Source organism: Miniimonas sp. S16 (genome assembly GCF_057748195.1).
The window spans coordinates 1,137,207-1,156,704 of the sequence record NZ_CM173242.1 but is presented as its reverse complement, the minus strand read 5'-3'; the positions used below and the strand labels follow the sequence as shown (position 1 = coordinate 1,156,704).

Sequence of the window (19,498 nt, the reverse complement as noted above, 5' to 3'; positions counted from 1 at the left end):
TAGGTTCGCACCCATGGACTTCCGCCGCATCTCCGGGCTGCCCCCGTACGTCTTCACCATCATCGACGGGCTCAAGGTGGAGGCACGGCGGGCCGGGCGGGACGTGGTGGATCTCGGCTTCGGCAACCCCGACCTGCCGAGCCCGCAGATCGCCGTCGACAAGCTCGCCGAGGCCGCGCACAACACCCGCAACCACCGCTACTCCTCCTCGCGCGGCATCCCGAAGCTGCGCGAGGCGGTCGCGGCGCTGTACGAGCGACGGTTCGGCGTGGTGCTCGACCCCGAGCGCGAGATCCTCACCACGATCGGCGCCAAGGAGGGCTTCAGCCACCTCATGTGGGTGCTGCTGCAGCCGGGCGACACCGCGATCGTCCCCACGCCGAGCTATCCCATCCACATCTGGGGCCCGTACTTCGCGGGTGCCTCCACGCTGCAGGTGCCGATGGGCGACGGCGACGACGGCGCCGGGTACATCGACCGCGTCATGGAGACGTGGGAGCTCGGTTCGCCGAAGCCGCGCGCTGTGGTGCTGTCGTTCCCGCACAACCCGACGACGAGCACCGTCGAGCTGGCCGACCTGCAGCGGCTCGTGGACTGGGCGCGTGAGCGCGACGTGGCGCTCGTGCACGACCTCGCCTACGCCGACATGTGCTTCGACGGGTGGCAGCCGCCGTCGATCCTGCAGTGCGAGGGTGCGAAGGAGGTCGCCGTCGAGCTGTACTCGCTGACGAAGTCGTTCTCGATGGCGGGCTGGCGAGTGGCGTTCATGCTCGGCCGCACCGACGTGATCGCAGCGCTGCAGCAGCTCAAGAGCTACCTCGACTACGGCACGTTCCAGCCGATCCAGATCGCCGCGACCGTCACCCTCAACGAGGCGCAGGACTACCCGGCCGAGCTGTCCGCCGTGTACGAGTCGCGGCGCAACGCGCTCGTGGACGGGCTGGCGCGCGCGGGGTGGGACATCCACAAGCCGCGCGGCACGATGTTCGCGTGGGCGCGGATCCCCGAGCCGTACCGCGAGATGGGGTCGATCGAGTTCGCGACGCACCTCATCCGGGAGTGCGACGTGGCGGTGTCGCCGGGGGTCGGCTTCGGGACCGGGGGCGACGGGTTCGTGCGGTTCGCGCTGATCGAGAACGAGCAGCGGATCGCTCAGGCGGCCCGGTCGATCCGGCGTGGGCTGACGCGGCTGCACTGACGGGGGTGGGACTGCGCGGCTGCACTGACGGGGGTGGGGCTGCGCGGCTGCACTGACGGGGGTGGGGCTGCGCGGCTGCACGGACGGGGGTGGGGCTGCGCGGCTGCACGGACGCGGCGGCTGGGGTTGATGCGGCGCCGCTGGGCGGGCGCCGGACGCTTTGACTGGTCGGCCCGACGCTTTGACTGTCCAGATCCCCGACCGCCTCGACCGGCGCCGAGCGAGCCGCTCTGACCTGCGGCGATGTGAGGAGCCCGCGCCGCGATCAGCACCCGACCAGTCAACACGTCGGGGAGACCAGTCAAAGCGTCCGGGGCAGCGCGGGGTTTCAGTCGCCGGCGACGCCAGAGGGGCGTACGTGGGGCGTCAGCTGGGAGACCTGCTCGAGTGCCCGGGTCGCGCGCTCGCTCACCTGAGTTCCGCGGCGCGCGAGGCACTCCGCGCGCAGAAGCCCGACCTCGTGCCGCTCAGCGTCCCCGATCCGGCGGCTGAACGACCGCGGCCGGGGATCGACCTCCAGCAGATCGGCCACCTCGGCACAGATCGCTTGCGGATCCGCGTCCTCCCAGGCGAAGCGCAGCACCGTGAACCCGAGATGCGCAGCGCGACGGTCCCGGCGGCGATCGGTTCGGTAGGGACGGCGATCGCGGTGGTAGGCGAACCCGTCGATCTCCACGATGATCCAGCCGTCGACCAGCAGGTCCACCTCGCCGACCCCCGGGATCAGACAGCCCGCGATCACGCCGTGCCCCGCCGCCACGAGTGCGAGGCGCGCGGTCGTCTCCTCGTAGGCGCGGCTCGCGACGTCGAGGTCGCGCTCGAGGTCATCGGCGAGCGAGCGGTTGCTGGCGCGAACGCCGGCGAGGACGACGTCGACCCCCGGAGCTCCGGGGACGAGCCTGGCGAGCTCGAGTGCCGACAGCGCGTCGAGGTACGGCAGGCACGACATGGCACGGACGAGCGCATCCTCGGGAGGGGCGACCCGCGCGCCGAGATGGCGGCGGATCGGCCCGTAGTGCAACCGCACTCCGGGCGGACGGCGCCCTCGCATCCCGCGATGCGACGGGACGGTGACGTGAGCCACCGTCGCGTCGCCCCGAACCGTGAAGCCATAGCTGCGAAGTGCGGACAGGCAGTCGACCACACCGTCCACCTGTACCGCTCGAACGAGCTCGTGGGCTGCGGAGGGCAGGGCGTAGCGACCGTGACCGACTCGGTTCAGCGCTCCGGTGGCGACGACCCGATTGACGGACCGCCGGTGTGCGCCCAACTCGCGCAGCGTGGCGACGCCGTTCAGACGCCGCATCGTCTCCAAGATGCTCATAAGGAGCATCGTGGCGTCACGGAGGCGTGTCTGCCAGGTGTGGTCCGCGCCTGTGGACGGCGTGGGCCCGACGCTTTGACTGGTCGCCCGTGCGGATTGACTGGTCGGGCGGTCGACGGCGCCGAGGCGGGACGGACCCAGGGCCCTGACCTGCGGCGATGCCAAGGTCGACGCGAGCGCTTGGATCTGACCAGTCAATCCGTACGGGCGACCAGTCAAAGCGTCACGGGCACGGCGGGCCCGGCCGCTGCCCGCGGCGGGCCCACGGCTGGGCGGCGGCGCGATCCCGTGCCCGCAACCTAGGATGGTCGCCCGTGAGCCACATCCTCTCCGCCGTCGCCTGGCCCTACGCCAACGGCCCGCGGCACATCGGTCACGTCGCCGGTTTCGGCGTTCCCTCCGACGTGTTCAGCCGGTACATGCGGATGGCGGGTCACGACGTGCTGATGGTCTCGGGCACCGACGAGCACGGCACCCCGATCCTCGTCCAGGCCGAGCAGGAGGGCGTCCCGCCGCAGGTCCTGGCCGACCGGTACAACCGCGTCATCGTCGAGGACCTCGCGCAGCTCGGCCTCACCTACGACCTGTTCACCCGCACCACAACGCGCAACCACTACGCGGTGGCCCAGGAGCTCTTCCGCCAGGTGCACGCGAACGGCTACATGATCGAGCGCACCACCACGGGCGCGATCTCGCCGAGCACGGGCCGCACGCTGCCCGACCGCTACATCGAGGGCACGTGCCCGATCTGCGGCTACGACGGCGCGCGCGGTGACCAGTGCGACAACTGCGGCAACCAGCTCGACCCGAGCGAGCTGAAGAACCCGCGCAGCCGGATCAACGGCGAGACGCCCGTCTTCGTCGAGACCGAGCACTTCTTCCTGGACCTGCCCGCGCTCACCGACGCGATCGCGGCGTGGCTGGAGACCCGGACCAACTGGCGCCCGAACGTCCTCAACTTCTCCCGCAACCTGCTCAAGGACGTGCGCCCGCGCGCCATGACGCGCGACATCGACTGGGGGATCCCGGTCCCGCTGGAGGGCTGGAGCAGCAACCCGAACAAGCGCCTGTACGTGTGGTTCGACGCCGTCGTCGGCTACCTCAGCGCGAGCATCGAGTGGGCCCGCCGCGAGGACGTCCGCACCGGCGGCACCGGCGCGCCGGACTCGACCACGGCCCAGCGCTGGCGCGAGTGGTGGAACGACCCGACCGCCCTGTCCTACTACTTCATGGGCAAGGACAACATCACCTTCCACTCCCAGATCTGGCCCGCCGAGCTGCTCGGCTACGCCGGAAAGGGTGACAGGGGCGGCCACCCCGGCGCCTACGGCGAGCTCAACCTGCCCACCGAGGTCGTCTCGAGCGAGTACCTCAACGTGGCCGGCGAGCAGTTCTCCACGAGCCGCGGCGTCGTCATCTACGTGCGCGACATGCTCGCGCGCTTCCAGCCCGACGCCCTGCGCTACTTCATCGCCGCCGCCGGCCCGGAGAGCAGCGACGCCGACTTCACCTGGCCCGAGTTCGCCCGGCGCACCAACGACGAGCTCGTCGCCGGCTGGGGCAACCTCGTCAACCGCACCGCCACCCTCGTGCACAAGAACTACGGCGCGGTCCCGACGCCGAACGAGCACACCACCGACGACCTCGCCCTCCTGCAGCTCACCCAGGCGGGCTTCACCACCGTGGGCGACCTGCTCGGCTCGCACCGCCAGCGCGCCGCGGTGGGGGAGGCCATGCGCGTGGTCGGCGAGGTCAACCGCTACGTCTCGGCGCAGCAGCCGTGGACCCTCAAGCAGGACCCGGACCGCCTCGCGACGGTGCTGCACACCATGACCCAGGCCGTCGCCGACTGCAACGTCCTGCTGGCCCCGTTCCTGCCGCACTCGGCGCAGCAGGTGCACGAGCTCTTCGGCGGCACCACGGCCCTCGCGCCGCAGCCGCGGATCGAGGAGGTCACCGACCTCGACGACGACGAGCGCACCTACCCCGTGATCACCGGCGACTACCGCGTGGGCGAGACGCTCGCGCCGTGGGCGCGCGCCGACGTCGTGCCCGGCACCCCCGTGGCCAAGCCGGCGCCGGTGTTCACCAAGCTCACCGACGAGGTCATCGCGGCCGAGATCGAGCGGCTCGCCGCACCGCGCGGCTGAGCCGGGCGAGGGTCGGGACCCGCCATGGCGAAGAAGCGCGAGAAGGGCTGGCCGCCCCCGCCCGAGCCGCTGCCGCTCGCCGTCGTGGACAACCACACGCACCTGCTCTCGGCGGCCGACGTCGTGCCGGACGGCGAGCGGCTCCCGACGGCGAGCGAGGAGATCGCGTGGGCGCGCGCCGTGGGCGTGACGCGCCTCGTGCAGGTCGCGTGCGACCTGGACGCGATCGAACCGAGCCTCGCGTTGGCGCGCGAGCACGCGGAGGTGGTGCTCGCCGTCGCGCTGCACCCGAACGAGGCGGTGCTGCACGCGGGCGTGCGGGAGGTGGCCGCGGACGGGCTCGATCCCGATCCGCAGCCCCGGCACGAGGTGCCGCTGGACGAGGCGCTCGACGCCGTCGCGCGCGCCGCGACCGACCCCCGGGTCCGCGCGATCGGCGAGACCGGCTTGGACCACTTCCGCGGCGGCGAGCGCGGGCAGGCCGTGCAGCGCGAGGCGTTCCGCGCGCACGTCGCGCTCGCGAAGGAGCGCGGGCTGCCCCTGCAGATCCACGACCGCGACGCGCACGAGGACGTCGTCGCGGTCCTGCTCGCCGACGGCGCTCCCGAACGCACCGTGTTCCACTGCTTCTCGGGCGACGTGGCGCTGGCGCGCACGTGCGCCGAGCACGGCTGGTACCTGTCGATCGCCGGTCCGGTGACGTTCCGCGCGAACGACGAGGGGCGCGCCGCGGTCGCGGCCGTCCCGCTCGAGCTGCTCCTCACCGAGACCGACGCGCCCTACCTCACGCCGCACCCGTACCGCGGACGGCCGAACGGGCCGTACCTCCTGCCGCACACGGTGCGGCAGATCGCCGAGGTCCGGGGCGAGAGCCTCGAGCGGGTGTGTGCCGTGACGTCCTCGACGAGCGAGGCGCTGTACGGGCCGTGGTGAGCGCCGGTTCGCGCGCGACGCCGCACGGGCCGCGGGTCCTTTCGGCCCGCGTTTCGGGCAGGACGCGCCGACGCCGCTCGCCCCGTGCGTGACCGTTCCGTTATCGTCGAGCGGTCCCCTGACGAGGAGTGCGTTCCTGTGACATCGCCACGCCGAGCCGTCAAGCTCGGCCTCAACACCGCCGTCCTGCTGGCGCTCGCCGCCGGGACGGGCGCCGTGGTGCTCGCGGACCCCGCGCCGTCGGCCACCGCCGCCGACGCCAGCGGTGCCGACCCCAACGGTGCCCTCGACGGCGCAGCAGCGGCCGCGCGGGGCTCCGCCGGGACCGACACGGCGAGCGCCGACATCCCGCTCCTCAACACCACGCTCGCCGGAGAGGACCTCGTGCACGTGACGCCGGTGTCACGCTCGCAGGACCGCGCCGCGCTCGTCGACGGCAACGGCGTGACGTTCACGGTGACCGTCGACGGCGTCGCCACTCCGCTCACGACGACCGCGGACACGCTCGCCGACGCGCTCACGGACGCGGGCATCGTGCTCGGCTGGGACGACCAGGTCAGCGCGCCGCTGACCTCCGCACCGCCCGCGGGCGGGGAGGTGACGATCGGTCGGGGCACGACGTCGTACGTCACGGAGCAGGTCGTCACGCCGCACGCCACCGAGGAGCGCGAGAGCTCGAGCCTGGAGCAGGGCAAGACCCGCGTGCTCCAGGCCGGGGTCGACGGCGACGCTCGCGTCACGAGTCGGGTGCGCCTCGTCGACGGGGTCGAGGTGGGCCGCGAGACGCTGCTCTCGATCACGCTGACCGAGCCGGTCACCGAGATCGTCGAGGTCGGGACGAAGGTGACCGTCGCGGCGGCCGCGCCGTCGACCGGCGGTGCGATGGACTCCGACTCCGCGCCGAGCTCGTCCGGCGCCTCCGCCGTGGCACCGACGACGTCGGCCGACCCCGGCTCCAACCGGGCGATCGGCAAGGAGCTCATGCTCGCCTACGGGTTCGGCGAGGACCAGTGGGGCTGCCTGGAGAACCTCTGGACGCGCGAGAGCGGCTGGAACCACCTGTCGAGCAACAAGTCCTCGGGGGCGTTCGGCATCCCGCAGGCGCTGCCCGGGTCGAAGATGGCCTCGGCCGGCGCCGACTGGGCCACCAACCCCGCGACGCAGATCCAGTGGGGCCTCGGCTACATCGCCGGCCGGTACGGCACGCCGTGCGGCGCGTGGTCGGCGTTCCAGAGCAAGGGCTGGTACTGACCGACGTCTGACCTCCACTCCTGACCCGCCCTTTACCACGACCTGAACCGTCCCGCGCCGCGACACGCTGTGACCGGGGTCACTGAGGGTGGTCGGTCGATAACGATTCGGTTACGGTGGGCGCCGAGCGGCTTGCGCCAGGGGGGCGTGCCGCTCTCCCACGCCGGTCAGCCGCCGCGCCTTCGGGTGCCGCGCGACCGGGCCGCACCAGCTCAGGAGACGCATGTCGGACCGCACGCAGCCCGAGGACGCTTTCGACGACGCCCTGGGCGGCGTGCCCGAGGACGGCACCATGCAGCGCCCGGCCTCGGACGCCGCGGCGTCCGAGACCGCGCTCGACGGCGAGCCCACGCTCGCGGGTGAGGCGCTCGACGGCGAGCCCGCGCTCGACGGCGAGCCCGCGCTCGACGGCGAGCCCGCGCTCGACGGCGAGGCCACCCTCGAGGGCGAGGCGCTCGACGCTGACGCCGCTTCCGACACCGACCCCACCGCCGCCGAGGCGACCACCGCCGAGGCGACCGCCACCGCGCGACCCGTGCGCCGCCGTCGTCGGCGCGTCCTGCTCGCCTCCGCCGCCGCGCTCGTGCTGCTGCTCGGCACCGGCGGCGTCGTCGCCGCGCAGGCGCACAAGACCGTCACGCTCGAGGCCGACGGCGAGACCACGACCTCCGGCTCGTGGCGCGGCACCGTGGGCGGCTTCCTCGAGGACCAGGGCGTGTCGCTCGGCGAGCACGACGAGGTCATCCCCGACCTCGAGACCCCGCTGTCGGACGCGACCACGGTCGAGGTGCTCCGCGCTCAGCCGGTCGACGTGGTCGTCGACGGCGAGCAGGACGTCCTCTGGACCACCGCCGAGGACGCCGGAGCGGCGCTCGCGTCGTTCGCGCTCGAGGGCCGCGGCTCCGCTCAGATGGTCGTCTCGCGCTCGGCCGGGCGCACGGAGGTCGACCTGCCGCTGGCGGAGAAGACCACGATTCACGTGATCGACGGTGACAAGAACCTCGTCCTCGCGCCGGGTACCACGCTGCAGCAGGCGCTGGACCAGGCCGGGATCACGCTCAACGACTCCGACGAGATCAGCGTGACGAGCGCCGCCGACGGCTCGAGCCTTGTGACGATCGTGCGCGTCGTGCTCTCGCAGCGCGTCGAGACCGAGGTCATCCCGCACACCTCGCGCCAGGTGGAGAGCGACGAGTACTACGTCGGCACCACCAAGGTCACCACGGAGGGCGTGGACGGCACGCTCCAGCGCACCTACAACGTCACCACGCGTGACGGCCAGGTGGTCTCCGACGAGCTCGTCGAGGAGGCCACGACCGTTCCCGCGGTCGAGGAGGTCGTGACGGTCGGGACGAAGAAGCGCCCGGTGGCCACGCCGAAGGCGACGACGTCGTCCTCCTCCGGCTCGTCGTCGGCGAGCTCCTCCTCGTCCGACTCGTCCGCCGCTGCGTCCGAGTCGACCTCGACCGTGAGCGGCGACGTCTGGGCGCAGCTCGCGCAGTGTGAGTCGGGCGGCAACCCGAGCATCGTGAGCTCGAACGGCAAGTACCACGGCCTGTACCAGTTCACGGTGTCCACCTGGGCGTCGGTGGGCGGCTCGGGCCTGCCGTCCGAGGCCTCCGCGGCCGAGCAGACCCAGCGAGCGCAGGCCCTCCAGGCGCGCTCGGGCTGGGGCCAGTGGCCGGCGTGCGCCCGCAAGCTCGGCCTGCTCTGACGCAGGGCCGCCTGCGATCTACCTGACGAGACCCACCCCGCACCGGGGTGGGTCTCGTCGTCGGTAGCCTCGTCGGGTGACCGAGCCCGCTTCCGAGGAGTCCGCCGACGCGTCCGCCGTTCCTGCGCCGTCCGTCGCCGTCGACCTGCTCACGACAGCGGACGTGCGCCAGCTCCTCGGCCTCACCCAGGTGCGCCCCACCAAGGCGCTCGGGCAGAACTTCGTCACCGACCCCGGCACGGTGCGGCGCATCGTGCGGGCCGCGCACGTGGCGCCCGGCGACGTCGTCGTCGAGGTCGGACCCGGACTCGGCTCCCTCACGCTCGGCCTGCTCGAGGCGGGCGCACGCGTCGTCGCCGTCGAGATCGACCCCCCGCTGGCGGCCCGGCTCCCGGTGACCGTCGCCGCGAAGGCGCCGCTCGCCGTCGGGAACCTGCGGGTCGTCACCGCCGACGCGCTCGCCGTCACCGACGTGGCGTACGACGGCGAGCCCCCGGTCCGCCTGGTGGCGAACCTGCCGTACAACGTGGCCGTGCCGGTGCTGCTGACCATGCTCGAGCGGTTCCCGACGCTGCGCGAGGTGCTCGTCATGGTGCAGGCGGAGGTCGCGGACCGGATCGCGGCGCCGCCGGGGTCGAAGGTCTACGGCATCCCGTCCGCGAAGGCGGCCTGGTACGCGGAGGCGAGCCGCGCGGGCGCCGTCGGGCGCACGATCTTCTGGCCGACGCCGAACGTCGACTCCGCGCTCGTGCGGCTGGTGCGGCGCGACCCGCCCGAGGTGGGGGCGACGCGCGAGGCGACGTTCGCCGTCGTCGACGCGGCGTTCGCGCAGCGCCGCAAGACGCTGCGGGCGGCGCTTGCGGGCTGGGCCGGGTCGCCGGCGCTCGCGGAGGAGGCGCTGCGCGCGGCGGGGATCGACCCGAGCCGGCGCGGGGAGACGCTCACGATCACGGAGTTCGCGTCGATCGCGGCGGCACGCCCCGCCTGACCGTTCGCGAGGTGATCTTCGTCCTTTCGCGAGAGGATCTTCGTCCTTTCGCGAGGTGATTCCCGATGCGCGACGGCGAGTATCGCCACGCGGACAACCTCGCGCTCGCGGAGCGACGGACTTGCTCTCGCGAAAGGACGGACTTCCTCTCGCGAAAGGACGGACTTCCTCTCGCGAACGGGGCGGAGGGCGGGCGGAACCGATCGAGCCCGACAGCTACCCCATCGCCGTGGCGGTGTAGGTGTCGAAGGTGGTGGTGAGGGGGAAGGTGGCGGTGGAGCCGGCCCAGGTGCCGAGGCCGAGGGTGCCGGCGTCTTGGAGGGGCGTGGTGGTGTCGGTGGCGGTGGCGTGCCAGGTGGTGGGTTCGGTGGTGCCGGTGGGCCAGACGCGGGCGCGCAGGGTGGTGGGGTTGGTGCCTTCGGTCTGGACGCGCATGGTGAGGTTCTGTCCGGCGGTGTAGGTGAGGCCGGGGACGATGACGTAGGCGAGGGAGGTCTCGGTGGTGTTGATGGCCGAGATCTGCAGGACGACGGTGCCGGCGGGGTTGATGATCGTCTTGGTGCGGTACTCCTGGGTCCAGCCGGCGGCGCGGGTGGCGAGGAAGGCCTGGGCGGTGGAGGCGGCTGGTCGGGTGGAGAAGGAGAGCTGGGTGGTGACGTCGACGTCGCGGGTGCTGGCGGGTAGCTGGGCGAGGGTGGAGCCGGTGGCGGTGAGGGTGGCGCGTGCGGTTCCGCCGGTGACGGTGTAGCGGGAGGCGGTGCCGTTGACGGCCCAGGTTCCGCCGGTGTCGGCGGTGCCCCAGCCGTTGGTGGTGGTGCGGGTGAAGGTGTCGGCGGCCACGAGGGTGGTGGCTGGTGGTGCGGTGACGGTGACCGCAGCGGTGGTGCGGTGGGTGGCGCCGCGGTCGTCGGTGACGGTCAGGGCCACGGTGTAGGTGCCGGCCGTGGCGTAGGTGCGGGTCGCGGTCGCGCCGGTGCCGGTGGTGCCGTCGCCGAAGTCCCACGCGTAGGTCAGGACGCCGCCCTCGGGGTCGGTCGAGCCCGACCCGTTCACCGAGACCGTCAACCCGCTCACCGACGAGGAGAACACCGCCACCGGCGCCAGGTTCGGGCGCACGACGGCGAACGACCGCGTCGCGGATGACGTCGCACCCCGGGCGTCGCTCACCGTGAGCGTCACGGTGAACGTCCCCCCGGCGGCGTAGGTGTGCGACGCCGCCACGCCCGAGCCGGTCGAGCCGTCGCCGAACGCCCACGCGTAGCTCAGCGCGTCGCCGTCGGGATCGGTGGAGCTCGTCGCGTCCACGTCGACGCGCAGCCCGTCGGCGCTGCCCGTGAACGCGGCGACCGGAGCGCGGTTGGGCGCCGCCACCGTGACGTCCCGCGCCGTCGCATCGGTCAGGCCCTCCGCGTCGGTGACGACGAGTCCGACGCGGAACGTCCCTGCCGCCGCGTAGGTGTGCGAGGCGGTCGCACCCGAGCCGGTCGCGCCGTCCCCGAAGTCCCAGGCGTAGGTGAGTGCGCCGCCGTCGGGGTCCGTGCTCACGGAGGCGTCCACGGCGAGGGTGAGATCGGTGACGGTCACCCCGAACGCCGCCGTCGGCGGTCGGGGCGCGACGGAGACGCTCGCCTCGGTCCAGGCGGTCTCGCCCTCGTCGTCGGTGACGGTGAGGCGGACGGTGTAGGTGCCGGCCGTCGCGTAGTTGTGCGACGTCGTCGCCCCGGTTCCGGTCGCACCGTCGCCGTACTCCCAGGCGTAGGTGAGCGTCCCGCCGTCGGGGTCGTGCGAGGCCGAGCCGTCCAGCTGCACGGTGAGGCCGCTGGTCGTCGTCCCGAGCACGGCCGTCGGGCCGACGGGCGCGACCTGCACGGTGACGGTCGCGGTCGACGTGGCCGCGAGACCTCCCGGGTCGACGGCGCGCAGCACCACCGCGTACGTGCCGGCCGCGCTGTAGGTGTGCTGCGCCGTCGTCCCCGTGCCCGTGGCGCCGTCGCCGAAGTCCCACGCGTAGGTGAGCGCCCCGCCCTCCGGGTCGCTCGACGTCGAGGCGTCGACCCCGAGGGTGAGGCCCGTGACCACGCTCGTGAACGCCGCGGTCGGCGGGGCGTTCGGCGCCGTGGCCGTGACCTCGTGCGACACGGCGTTCGTCGCGCCGCGGTCGTCGGTGACGGTGAGCGTGACGACGTACGCGCCCGCAGCCGCATAGGTGTGGGTCGCCGTGACGCCGCTCGCCGAGCTGCCGTCACCGAAGTCCCACGCGTAGCCGGACACGCTGCCGTCGGGGTCGAACGACGAGGTGGCGTCGAGCAGCACCGTGAGATCCGTCGTCGTGGGGGTGAACGCCGCGACCGGACTCGCGTTGGGGGGCGGCGCGACCGTGACCGGGACCGAGACCTGGTTGGTGGCTCCTCGGGAGTCCGTGACCGTGAGCACCATCGGGTACGTGCCGGCCGCCGCGAAGGTGTGCGACGTCGTCGCGCCGGTCGCCGTGGCGCCGTCGCCGAACGCCCACGCGTAGGTGAGGGCGTCGCCGTCGGGGTCGGTCGACGTGCGGGCGTCGGCCGTCACCGTGAGCCCGGTGACCGACGAGGTGAGGCCTGCGGACGGCGCGCGGTTCGGCGGCGGCGCGAGGCGGCTGACCTCGAGCCGGTCCACCAGCACGGTGGCGGCGGCGGTCGCGGTGGAGGAGACGTACGCGGAGATGCCGACCCCGACCGTCGGGGTCTGGAAGCCGGCCGTCGCGTCGGATGCGGTGAGCGTCCAGGCGGTCGGCTCGGTGGCGCCGGTCCACGTGCGGGCACGCAGCCGCACGGGCGAGGTCCCCTCGGCCTCGAACCGCAGGTGGAGCATCTGGTTGGCCGCCGGCGTCGTGCCCAGACGCAGCGACGCGAGCGTCGTCTCGGTGCTGCCGACCTGCCGCACGAGGGTCAACGTGGGGGCGCCCGTGCTCGAGTACTGCACCTTCGCGGTGTAGAGCTGCGTCGACGACTTGCGCTGGACGGCGGACACGTACGCTCCAGACCCGGTCGCCGTCGCCGTCGTCGCGATCGACGTGAGCACCGAGACGTCACCCGCAGACGTGTCGAGCATCCCCTCGTACCGGCGCCCGACGTCGACCGCCAGGACGCCGGCCGAGCCGTTGACGCTCAGCCGGTTGAGGTTGTTCAGCACCCAGGCCTGGCCGGTGTCGGTGCTGCCCCAGCCGCTGGTCTGGGTCCGGTTGAACTCGTCGCGGACCACGACGGGGTCGTAGGGGGTGCGCAGGCGTTAGGTGGGCGACTCGGTGGTCGAGGTGCCGTCCGAGACCACGGCGCGCCACTCGTACTCCGTGTCACGCGCCAGACCGGCCCAGGTCGTCGAGGCCGTCTGTCCGGACGGCACGGTGACCGTCGCGATGGTCTGGAACGGCGCGGGAACCTGGCCGACGAGGTCGAACGGAAGGGTGAAGGCGGAGGAGTCGTCCGTCTCGTACTGGCCGAGGGTGGGGGAGTAGGTCGTCGCCGTGAGGGTCGCGGCAGCGGGGTCGAAGCGGTAGTACCGCAGCCACCCGTTGCCGCCGTTCGCGCGGTCCTGGTAGTCGGTCGTGAGCTGGTGCACGTCGTTGCCGCACGCGTTCTTGTCCGTGCGGCGGGCCTCGCCCAGGTCGTTGTCGTGCACGTGTCCGCTCACGACGAGCCGGATCTGGCAGTGCGTGCGCACGAACTGGTCCCACATCACCGCCGGCGCCGTGCCACCGGGCCGCTCGGGGTTGGTGTTGCGCGAGTTCGCCAGGTTGAGGAAGGAGTGGGTCGCGAGGATCGCCGTGCGGTTCGGGTAGGCGGCCAGCACGCGGTCGGCCCAGTCCAGGGCGTAGGTCGGGGCCTCGAACTCGAGCGAGAGCACGAGCCAGTCCACGCCGCCCGCGGTGAACAGGGCGTAGTTGTCCATGTTGCCGCGGTCCACGGGGTCGGGGCCGAACTGCTTCCAGTAATCGCTGACGAGGTCACCGAGGTGGGACACGAACTGGGTGTTCAGCTGCGAGCGGGAGTCGGCGATCCACTGAGCTTGAGCGTCGATGACCAGTCGCGGGCGAGGTAGGTGTAGTTCTGCGTGTCCGGGATGACGACGAACGTGAAGGGGGCGGCCGTCGAGGTACCGGGGACGGTCGCTCCGCGGCGGCGCCCCTCGAACCGAACGGTGACGTTGCCGCCGTCGGGGTCTGTCGGGGTGACCGCGAGCACGGGATCGACCTCCGCCGCGGTCGTGCCGTCGGCGGGTCGCACGAGCGTCGGCGTGCCGGGCGGTGCCGCGCCTGCCGGGACCGCGGTGGCCGCGGTGAACACCATCGCGGCCGCGGCGACACTGGCCAGGATCCGGGCTGCCTTGCGTCGCATCTCCCCTGATGCCCGCATGGCCACCACCCCCCACGGGAGAGCCGATCAGACGCGCCATGCTCCCACCGCGGCACAGTCGGCGTACAGGGCGAGTTTCCTCAGGCGTCCTCGGCGAGCTCCAGCCACTGCTCCTCGAGGTCCGCGACGTCGGCCTCGATCCCGCGCAGCCGTTCGGTGAGCGCGGCGAGGCCGGCGTAGTCGGCGACGTCGTGGGTCGCCATCTGCTCGTGCAGCGCGAGGGCCTCGGCCTGGCGCTTCTCCAGCCGCCGCTCGAGTGAGGCGAGCTCCTTGCGGGTGGCGTGCCGCTGCGCACCCCCGTTCGCGAGGCGATCTTCGTCCTTTCCCGAGATGATCGTGGTGACGGACTGTCCGGAAGAACGTCTCGAGAAAGGACGGACTTCCTCTCGCGAAGCGGCGCGGAGGGTGAGGTACTCCTCGACCCCGCCGGGCAGGTGCCGAAGGGTCGCGCTGCCCCCGCCGTCTGCCCTGGGCAGCACCGCGTACTGGTCGTCGGTCACGCGCTCGAGCAGGTACCGGTCGTGCGAGACCACGAGCAGCGTGCCCGGCCAGCCGTCCAGCAGGTCCTCGATCGCGGCGAGCATGTCGGTGTCCATGTCGTTCGTCGGCTCGTCCAGCACGAGCACGTTCGGCTCGCCGAGCAGCACGAGCGCGAGCTGCAGCCGCCGCTTCTGCCCACCCGACAGGTCCCGCACCGGGGTCGCGAGGTGCGCCGAGGTGAACCCGAGCCGCTCGAGCACCTGCCCCGGGGTCAGCTCGTCCCCGCCGACGGACGTGAACGCCGCGCGCAGCGGCGCGATGACGTCGGCCACCCGCGACCCGACGTGCGGCGTCAGCTCGGCGAGGTCCTGCGAGAGCCACGCCGCGCGCACGGTCTTCCCGCGCTTGACCCGCCCCGACGTGGGCGTCAGCGCGCCGGTCACGAGCCCCAGCAGGGTCGACTTGCCGGCGCCGTTCTGGCCCAGGATGCCGACGCGGTCGCCCGGCCCCAGGATCCAGCTCACGTCGTGCAGCACGTCGTGCTCGCCGTCGTAGCTCACCGAGGCGTCCACGAGCTCCACGACGTCGCGGCCCAGCCGGGCCGTCGCCGTGCGGGTGAGCGCCACGGTGTCGCGCACCGGCGGCACGTCGGCGATCAGCGCGTTCGCCGCATCGATCCGGAACTTCGGCTTCGACGTCCGCGCGGGCGCCCCGCGCCTCAGCCACGCGAGCTCCTTGCGCATGAGGTTCGCCCGCCGCGCCGCGACGGCCGAGGCCTGCCGGTCGCGCTCCACCCGCGCCAGCACGTACGCGGCGTACCCGCCCTCGAAGGGCTCGACCACGCCGTCGTGCACCTCCCACGTCGTGGTCGTCACCTCGTCGAGGAACCACCGGTCGTGAGTCACGACGGCGAACGCACCCTGCCCTGCGGCGTACCTCTCCTTGAGGTGCTCCGCGAGCCAGGTCACGCCCTCGACGTCGAGATGGTTCGTTGGCTCGTCGAGCAGCAGGACGTCGACGTCGGACGTGAGCAGCGCCGCGAGCGCGGTGCGCCGGCGCTGCCCGCCGGACAGCGAGCCGACCGTCGCGTCCCACGGCACGTCGGCGACGAGCCCGGTGATGACGGACCGGATCCGGGGATCGGCGGCCCACTCGTGGTCGGCGGCGTCGCCGACGATCGCGTGGCCCACGGTCGCGGCCTCGTCGAGCGAGTCCGTCTGGTCGAGCATCCCCACCCGGACGCCGCGGCGCGTCGTGACGCGACCGGAGTCCGGCGTCGTGCGTCCGGCCAGCAGCCGCAGCAGCGAGGACTTGCCGTCGCCGTTGCGGCCGACCACCCCGACCCGGTCGCCGTCGTTGAAGCCGAGCGAGACGCCGTCGAGCACCACGCGGTTGGGGTAGGCGAGGCGGAGGTCGTCCGCGCCGAGGAGGTGAGCCACAGGGATCAAGCCTAGGCGGGGGTGCGACCGCGGGCTTGGCTCCCGCTATTGACTACACCAACGGTACTGTGAATACTTCATCGGGTCAGTCAACCCGATGTCCCCTCTGGAGCCACGCATGAGCTCGTCCGTCCTTCCCACGGCGCAGACAGCGCTGTCCGCCTCGCCGGAGCCGCCGGCACCACCCCGCCGCCCCGCCCCCGGCGACATCGCCTCTCTCCGCGCGAGCCTCGCCGGCTCGCTCGTGCTCCCCGGCGAGCCGGGTTGGGAGGCCGCGAGCGCGCCGTGGAACGTCGCCGTCGCGGAGCGTCCCAACGCAGTCCTGGTCGCCGCGAACGCGGGTGACGTCGTCGCGGGGGTGCGGCTCGCCGTCGCCCGTGGGGTGAAGGTGGCCGTGACCGGGCCCGGCCACGGCGCGAGCGCGACTCTCGCGAGCACGCTGCGGGTGCGCACCGACAGGCTGCAGCGGATCGAGGTCGACCGGGCGGCGCGCACCGCACGTGTCGGCGCCGGCGTCTCCTGGGGCGCTCTGCAGGCGGCGCTCGACGGCACCGGCCTGACCGGTCCGGTCGGCTCGAGCCCGTCGGTCTCGGTGGTCGGCCTGCTGCTTCAGGGCGGCTACTCGTGGTTCTCCCGGCAGGTCGGCGCCGCGGCGGGCTCGCTGCGCGCCGCGGAGGTCGTCGCCGCCGACGGCTCGATCCGGTGGATCGACGACGGCGTGGATCCCGAGGCCATGTCGGCCCTGCGCGGGGGAGGGGGCGGGTTCGCCGCGGTCACCGAGGTGCTGCTCGACCTCATCGAAGCGCCGAACCTCGCGGGCGGCCGCCTCATGCTCCCGATCGAGGCCGCGCCCGCCGTCCTGGCGGCCTACGCCGCCGCGACGCGCACGGCGCCGCCGGAGATCACCCTGTGGTGCAGCGCGCTGCGCTTCCCGCCGCTGCCGGAGCTGCCCGAGCCGCTGCGGGGGAAGGCCTTCGTCGCCGTGGACGCCGTCTCGACGGCGGGCCTGGATGCCCTCGAGTTCGCACTCGATGGTGTGCGCGCGGCCGGCCCCGTGGTGCACGACACGGTCGGCGTCCGCACCGCGAGCGGCATCCCCGCGATCTGCGAGGAGCCGGTCGCGCCGACACCCACGGTGCAGCGCGGCTTCACGCTCGCCGACCTGCCGGACGATGCCGTCGCCGCCTTCACCGCGGCCGTCACCCAGCCGGGCCCGCACCTCGCGATCCAGCTCCGGCACACCGGCGGGGGGCCGGTGCTGCGGGACGGGCTGGGCACGGCGGTGGCCGACGGCTACGTGGTCAACGCGCTCGCCGTCGCGCCCACGCCCGCCGCGCAGGAGGCGGCGCGGCAGGCGAACCAGCGGCTCGCCGTCGCGCTCGCGCCCTGGCGGGGCGGGCGTCCGCTGCCGAGCTTCGTCGACCCGGTCGACGGTCTCGCGGCGGCGTACGACGGCGAGCAGCGCGCCCGCCTCGACGCCGTCGCTCGGCGGTGGGACCCGGAGGGCACGTTCGTGCGGTCGCTCGCGTGAGCGCACGAAAGGGCTGACGCGGGTCGCGAGTGCGAGCGACCCGCGTCGGACGACGGAGCGCGCCGGGGTGTGGGGGCCGGCGCGCTCCGTCGAGCGCAGGTGTCAGCCGTCGAGCACCCCCGTCGAGCGCGCAGCCTCAGCCGTCGGGGCCGGGCGTCAGTCGCCGAGCGCCGCTCGGTGCGCGGCCGCGATCGCGACGTACTGCGTGGCGTTGTGCTGCAGGTGCGCGCGCTCGTCGGGGGTGAGGTCGCGGACCACGCGCGCGGGCGCGCCGGCCACGAGGACGTGCGAGGGGAAGGACTTGCCGGGCGTCACGAGCGCGCCCGCCGCGACCATCGCGCCGGGGCCGATCACGGCGCCCGACATCACGGTCGCGCTCATCCCGACCAGGCAGCCGTCCCCGATCGTGCAGCCGTGCAGCACCGCCGCGTGGCCCACCGAGACGCCGTGCCCGACCACGGTCGGGAAGGCCTGGTCGACGTGCACCACGACGCCGTCCTGGAGGTTCGTCCGCTCGCCGATCGTGATGCTCGCGATGTCGCCGCGCACGACGGCGTTGTAGAAGACGCTCGAGGAGGCGCCGATCGTCACGGCGCCGGCGACCACGGCGCCCGGGGCGATCCACGCCAGGGGGGAGATGCGGGGGCGGGAGTCGCCGACGGCGAGCACGAGGTGGTCCATGAGGGCTCCGTTGCGATCAGGGGAGGGGTGGGAACGACGTGTTGAGCTGCGGTGGGAGCTACGGCGCGGCGACGGTCCGCGGCACGGGCACGGGCGCGCGGCCCGAGCGCGCGACGCCCGTCTGCGTCTCGTACCGGTGCAGCAGCGCGCGCAGCGCCTCGGCGAGCTCGCCCGCGTGCGGCACGCCGTCCTCGCCCGGCCCGTCCAGCGCCGCGAGCACGGCGCGCTCGCGGGTGACGAGGTCGGAGACCGCGGCGTCCACGGCGGCCCGACCCGCGGGGGTGAGCCGCACGAGCACGATGCGGCGGTCGTCGTTCGACCCCCGACGATCCACCAGACCGCGCTCGGCGAGCCGGTCGATGCGGTTGGTCATCGTGCCGGAGGAGACGTGCGTCTGCGCCACGAGCCGGCCGGGCGTGAGCTCGTAGGGTTCGCCGGCCCGGCGCAGCGCCGCGAGCACGTCGAACTGCCACATCGTGAGGTCGTGCTGGGCGAACGTGGCCGCGCGCATCGACTCGATGTGGTGCGCGAGGCGGTGCAGCCGGGAGAACACGTGCATCGGCTCGACGTCGAGCGTGGGCAGCTGCGCGTGCCACGCCGCCGTGATCGCGTCGACCTCGTCCGCGAGGTCGTTCGACGTCGGGCTCATGAGGGCAGCCTAATCTCTCGACGTCGAGATTTTCGACCCGTGGGGAATGATCGGGTGACGGCGACGCGCAGGTCGGCCTCCGCGGGCGCACGCCCTGCGAGCCCGGACCCGCGCGCCCGACGGCGAGCCTCGCCGTCGGGCGCCTGGTCGCCCCGCGCTCAGCGCGGGTTGCGAATCGCGGGCGACCCCTGGAGCGAGCCGAGCCCGTTCCAGGCGAGGTTGACCAGGTGCGCGGCCACGACGCGCTTGTCGGGCGAGCGCGCCTCGAGCCACCACTGCCCGGTGAGCGCGATCATCCCGACGAGCATCTGCGCGTAGATCGGGGCCGTCGCCGGGTCCAGGTCGCGCCGCTCGAACTGGTCGGCGAGCAGGTGCTCCACCTGCGTCGCGACGTCGCCGATCAGCGAGGAGAACGTGCCGGAGGCCTGGGCCACGGGGGAGTCGCGCACGAGGATGCGGAACCCGTCGGTGCTGGACTCGATGTAGTCCAGGAGCGCGAGCGCGGCGCGCTCCACGATGATCTTGGGGTGCCGGTTCGGCGCGAGCGCCGTGGTGAGCATGGACAGCAGCCGCTCGACCTCGCGGTCGACGATCACGGCGTACATGCCCTCCTTGCCGCCGAAGTGCTCGTACACCACGGGCTTGGAGACGTTCGCGCGGGCTGCGATCTCTTCGACGCTCGTCGCCTCGAAGCCCCGCTCGGCGAACAGCGCGCGCCCGACGTCGAGCAGCTGTTCCCGGCGTTCGCGCGCCGTCATGCGCGGTCGCG

General features: G+C 73.3%; 15 protein-coding genes. 7 read left to right on the top strand and 8 right to left on the bottom strand.

Translation table 11 applies throughout. The annotated features are described in order from the left end of the window. Positions 1 to 13: 13 nt before the first annotated feature. Positions 14 to 1,198: an aminotransferase class I/II-fold pyridoxal phosphate-dependent enzyme gene (locus tag AC3AQ1_RS05115; protein ID WP_108718094.1), complete on the top strand. Its 1,185-nt coding sequence runs from the start codon at positions 14 to 16 to the stop codon at positions 1,196 to 1,198. Between the two features lie 328 nt (positions 1,199 to 1,526). Here AC3AQ1_RS05115 and AC3AQ1_RS05110 read toward each other — a convergent pair whose 3' ends face one another. Beyond that, positions 1,527 to 2,720, bottom strand: a complete 1,194-nt coding sequence (locus tag AC3AQ1_RS05110) for a DUF559 domain-containing protein (RefSeq protein ID WP_234417800.1) — start codon at positions 2,718 to 2,720, stop codon at positions 1,527 to 1,529. A gap of 116 nt (positions 2,721 to 2,836) precedes the next feature. Here AC3AQ1_RS05110 and metG point away from each other — a divergent pair, with 116 nt between their 5' ends. The 5 genes from metG (at position 2,837) to rsmA (ending at position 9,558) form a co-directional block, all read left to right on the top strand. Continuing rightward, positions 2,837 to 4,672 (top strand): methionine--tRNA ligase, encoded by a 1,836-nt coding sequence (gene metG, locus AC3AQ1_RS05105; protein ID WP_108718092.1) that lies wholly within the window; start codon positions 2,837 to 2,839, stop codon positions 4,670 to 4,672. Between the two features lie 24 nt (positions 4,673 to 4,696). Beyond that, entirely contained in the window at positions 4,697 to 5,605 is a 909-nt protein-coding gene (locus AC3AQ1_RS05100) for a TatD family hydrolase (RefSeq protein ID WP_108718091.1), read from the top strand. Between the two features lie 138 nt (positions 5,606 to 5,743). Continuing rightward, positions 5,744 to 6,856: a resuscitation-promoting factor gene (locus tag AC3AQ1_RS05095; protein WP_159096392.1), complete on the top strand. Its 1,113-nt coding sequence runs from the start codon at positions 5,744 to 5,746 to the stop codon at positions 6,854 to 6,856. Positions 6,857 to 7,079: 223 nt separating this feature from the next. Then, positions 7,080 to 8,570 carry a resuscitation-promoting factor gene (locus AC3AQ1_RS05090; RefSeq protein WP_159096391.1) on the top strand — a complete coding sequence of 497 codons (1,491 nt, stop codon included), beginning with the start codon at positions 7,080 to 7,082 and terminating at the stop codon, positions 8,568 to 8,570. Between the two features lie 76 nt (positions 8,571 to 8,646). Next, positions 8,647 to 9,558, top strand: a complete 912-nt coding sequence (gene rsmA / locus AC3AQ1_RS05085; protein WP_108718087.1) for a 16S rRNA (adenine(1518)-N(6)/adenine(1519)-N(6))-dimethyltransferase RsmA — start codon at positions 8,647 to 8,649, stop codon at positions 9,556 to 9,558. A 216-nt stretch (positions 9,559 to 9,774) separates the two neighbouring features. Here the strand turns inward: rsmA and AC3AQ1_RS05080 are convergent, their stop codons facing one another. The 4 genes from AC3AQ1_RS05080 to AC3AQ1_RS05065 all read right to left on the bottom strand — a co-directional run bounded on the left by AC3AQ1_RS05080 (position 9,775) and on the right by AC3AQ1_RS05065 (position 15,868). Further along, positions 9,775 to 12,798, bottom strand: coding sequence for a PKD domain-containing protein (locus AC3AQ1_RS05080; protein ID WP_108718086.1), 3,024 nt, complete (start codon positions 12,796 to 12,798; stop codon positions 9,775 to 9,777). A 27-nt stretch (positions 12,799 to 12,825) separates the two neighbouring features. After that, positions 12,826 to 13,557 (bottom strand): metallophosphoesterase family protein, encoded by a 732-nt coding sequence (locus AC3AQ1_RS05075; RefSeq protein ID WP_108718085.1) that lies wholly within the window; start codon positions 13,555 to 13,557, stop codon positions 12,826 to 12,828. 11 nt (positions 13,558 to 13,568) lie between these two features. Further along, positions 13,569 to 13,931, bottom strand: coding sequence for a hypothetical protein (locus tag AC3AQ1_RS05070; RefSeq protein ID WP_108718084.1), 363 nt, complete (start codon positions 13,929 to 13,931; stop codon positions 13,569 to 13,571). Between the two features lie 98 nt (positions 13,932 to 14,029). Further along, positions 14,030 to 15,868, bottom strand: a complete 1,839-nt coding sequence (locus tag AC3AQ1_RS05065; protein ID WP_108718083.1) for an ABC-F family ATP-binding cassette domain-containing protein — start codon at positions 15,866 to 15,868, stop codon at positions 14,030 to 14,032. Positions 15,869 to 15,986: 118 nt separating this feature from the next. Here AC3AQ1_RS05065 and AC3AQ1_RS05060 point away from each other — a divergent pair, with 118 nt between their 5' ends. Next, complete coding sequence (locus tag AC3AQ1_RS05060) at positions 15,987 to 17,399, top strand: FAD-binding oxidoreductase (protein WP_108718082.1); 1,413 nt, start codon at positions 15,987 to 15,989, stop codon at positions 17,397 to 17,399. 156 nt (positions 17,400 to 17,555) lie between these two features. On the opposite strand, the gene AC3AQ1_RS05055 is transcribed toward AC3AQ1_RS05060, so the two are convergent. The 3 genes from AC3AQ1_RS05055 to AC3AQ1_RS05045 all read right to left on the bottom strand — a co-directional run bounded on the left by AC3AQ1_RS05055 (position 17,556) and on the right by AC3AQ1_RS05045 (position 19,487). Beyond that, positions 17,556 to 18,080 (bottom strand): gamma carbonic anhydrase family protein, encoded by a 525-nt coding sequence (locus AC3AQ1_RS05055; RefSeq protein WP_108718081.1) that lies wholly within the window; start codon positions 18,078 to 18,080, stop codon positions 17,556 to 17,558. A 58-nt stretch (positions 18,081 to 18,138) separates the two neighbouring features. Continuing rightward, the gene (locus tag AC3AQ1_RS05050) at positions 18,139 to 18,729 is read right to left on the bottom strand and encodes a MarR family winged helix-turn-helix transcriptional regulator (RefSeq protein ID WP_108718080.1); all 591 of its coding nucleotides are present in this window, start codon (positions 18,727 to 18,729) and stop codon (positions 18,139 to 18,141) included. 158 nt (positions 18,730 to 18,887) lie between these two features. Next, entirely contained in the window at positions 18,888 to 19,487 is a 600-nt protein-coding gene (locus AC3AQ1_RS05045; protein ID WP_108718079.1) for a TetR/AcrR family transcriptional regulator, read from the bottom strand. Positions 19,488 to 19,498: the final 11 nt, after the last annotated feature.

Bases quoted from the DNA above. Each gene is read 5' to 3' on its own strand.
- AC3AQ1_RS05115 (WP_108718094.1), top strand. From the start codon at position 14: ATGGACTTCCGCCGCATCTCCGGGCTGCCCCCGTACGTCTTCACCATC.
- AC3AQ1_RS05100 (WP_108718091.1), top strand. From the start codon at position 4,697: ATGGCGAAGAAGCGCGAGAAGGGCTGGCCGCCCCCGCCCGAGCCGCTG.
- AC3AQ1_RS05090 (WP_159096391.1), top strand. From the start codon at position 7,080: ATGTCGGACCGCACGCAGCCCGAGGACGCTTTCGACGACGCCCTGGGC.
- AC3AQ1_RS05070 (WP_108718084.1), bottom strand. From the start codon at position 13,931: ATGCGACGCAAGGCAGCCCGGATCCTGGCCAGTGTCGCCGCGGCCGCG.
- AC3AQ1_RS05060 (WP_108718082.1), top strand. From the start codon at position 15,987: ATGAGCTCGTCCGTCCTTCCCACGGCGCAGACAGCGCTGTCCGCCTCG.
- AC3AQ1_RS05055 (WP_108718081.1), bottom strand. From the start codon at position 18,080: ATGGACCACCTCGTGCTCGCCGTCGGCGACTCCCGCCCCCGCATCTCC.
- AC3AQ1_RS05050 (WP_108718080.1), bottom strand. From the start codon at position 18,729: ATGAGCCCGACGTCGAACGACCTCGCGGACGAGGTCGACGCGATCACG.
- AC3AQ1_RS05045 (WP_108718079.1), bottom strand. From the start codon at position 19,487: ATGACGGCGCGCGAACGCCGGGAACAGCTGCTCGACGTCGGGCGCGCG.